Source organism: Thermodesulfobacteriota bacterium (assembly GCA_036397855.1).
Lineage (GTDB): Bacteria > Desulfobacterota_D > UBA1144 > Nemesobacterales > CSP1-2 > DASWID01.
In genome coordinates this window covers 1-2,199 of record DASWID010000139.1, presented here as the reverse complement: position 1 = coordinate 2,199, position 2,199 = coordinate 1, and the positions used below count along the sequence as shown (strand labels likewise).

Here is a 2,199-nt window from a genome sequence, read left to right as displayed (position 1 = left end):
CGGATTGACCATGGTGTTCGTTGCGTTGAGGACCCCGAACTGGTAGAAAAATTAAAATCAGAGCGCATACCCTTGACCGTTTGCCCCATTTCGAATGTGAAGCTTGGTCTGTTTAACTCAATCAGAGAACACAATTTAAAGAAGTTACTGGACCTGGGTCTATGTGCGACAGTAAACTCAGATGATCCTGCATATTTTGGCGGCTACATATTTCAGAATTATGTGGCAATTACAGAAGCACTAAATCTGGATAAAAATGATTTATATCAGATAGCAAAAAATTCCTTTGATGCTTCATTTTTGACTCAAGAAGAAAAACAAAAATTTATAACTGAGCTCGATCATTTCATGTCTGAATATAAGAATTAGCTGAACAATCGTTTCCAATTTTCTTACTGTGATTTTTGGTAAGAACTATCATTTCCTCCCCCACTGGAGCCTGTCCTGAGTGAAAGCGAAGGAGGGGAGGATTAAGGTGGGGGACTAGTGTACGCTAGTTTTTTTCCCTGTCTTCCTGAAACAAGTCCGGCGCTAGAGATGATATATTTATCTGATATTTATTGCGACCTAGAGGTCACCAATACATAAAAAAACACCCCCATCTTAATCTTCCCCCTTAAATGGGGAAGAAAGAGCGTGGGTGGCCAGGCGTTTGCGTTTCTTTTTTTTTCAAAGTAGTATTAATAATCTTATCTCAGAAGATGTTTTCCCCGTTATCATCGCTTGAAGACTCTGTTTTCCTACAGGTTAAAAAACACTAAAAGTCACAATAACTTCTTAAGTACTATTGCAGGCTTTCTCCCTCAACTTCAAAATCAGCTATTGGAATCGGGGAGGCATGGTGCAAAACCATTAACCACCCGGAATCATGTCTCTCAAAGATATTGGTTGATTGAGATATATTTATTCCAACCGGGGTTCGGCTCTTATATTTAAGCTTCTGAATGCATGTGATCCAGGCTAAATTCCCTCTGACCTCGACGATAACATTTGAGAGTTCCACATCCACCTGATCCCTCGGATCAAACACATTTTCCCAGCTTAGCCTCAGTGCATCCCACCCCTTTAGCATTATCCAACCTGGATGAACACAACCTGCCCTGGATTCACGAACCCATACACTGTCCATTAACTGAAGATCCCTAGTCCCCAGCGCCTTATAAAATCTTTCATTTACCCTCAAGACTGCCTCTTGCTCTGAATCTACCGACATATCTACTCCCATTTTTGATCATCAACGGAGTCAAGGAACAATCCTTGAAGCAGAACTTCAAGCTTTATCCGCTTTAGGACTTGAAATGACAAACATAATAATTATACCGCATCTACATTTCATTCTTGTTGTTCACAATATAATAAGTATCATGAAATATACAGCACCATTATATATTAACATACGTTTAAATATAGGAGACGGGGATGGCGATACAATTCACTAGAGTAATGTGGCGAGAAATTATGCCGATCTACAGGTCGATTCTTACTCACCCGTTTATCAAAGGACTAACCGATGGCTCGCTAGATAAAGAAAGCTTTAAATTCTATATCATCCAGGATGCCCTCTATTTGCGTGAGTTCGCAAAATCATTGAGTATTACAGCAGCTAAGTCTCCGGTAGAAGATTGGATCATAATGTTCAACGAACACTCCGCTGGAGCCCTAAAGGTTGAGCGTACTCTTCACGATAGCTTCTTCCGAGATTTTGGAATCGGTCCTAAAACGGTTAGTAGAACTCCCCTAGCTCCCACAAACCTTGCATACACTAGCTATCTTCTTTCAGTAGCATACACCTCTCCATTTCATGAAGTTGTAGGCGCACTCCTTCCCTGTTACTGGATTTATTGGGAGGTGGGTAAGGCGCTTATTTCAAAGGGCTCCCCCAGCTCGCTTTACCAGCGGTGGATAGACACCTATGGTGGAGAAGAATTTGCAGATGTCGTAAAAGCCGTTTTAAATTTGACAAACAAGATTTCGAAAAAATTAAATCAAGATGAAAAAAATGAGATGAAAATTCATTTTTTAACCACAAGCAGATATGAGTGGATGTTCTGGGACATGGGATACAGAAAAGAGAAATGGCCGGTTTGAGGTCTCCGGCGTTCGAAAGAACTTCTATCAAATAAATTTATGAAATGTGCTACTCAATATTGTAAAGATTTGGAAGGTTCCGTCCCTCCTCCGCCATGTCCAATCCATAGC

The 2,199-nt window shown here is 40.7% G+C and carries 3 protein-coding genes; 2 read left to right on the top strand and 1 reads right to left on the bottom strand.

Annotated elements, in window-relative coordinates:
* Window positions 1–369, top strand: a 369-nt coding sequence (locus VGA95_11570; GenBank protein HEX9667178.1) for an adenosine deaminase, incomplete at its 5' end; no start/stop codon positions are given.
* 415 nt (window positions 370–784) lie between these two features.
* Here VGA95_11570 and VGA95_11565 read toward each other — a convergent pair.
* Window positions 785–1,225, bottom strand: coding sequence for a nuclear transport factor 2 family protein (locus tag VGA95_11565; protein ID HEX9667177.1), 441 nt, complete (start codon window positions 1,223–1,225; stop codon window positions 785–787).
* Between the two features lie 233 nt (window positions 1,226–1,458).
* On the opposite strand from VGA95_11565, the gene tenA reads away from it, so the two are divergent.
* Window positions 1,459–2,088 carry a thiaminase II gene (tenA, locus tag VGA95_11560; GenBank protein ID HEX9667176.1) on the top strand — a complete coding sequence of 210 codons (630 nt, stop codon included), beginning with the start codon at window positions 1,459–1,461 and terminating at the stop codon, window positions 2,086–2,088.
* Window positions 2,089–2,199 lie beyond the last annotated feature (111 nt).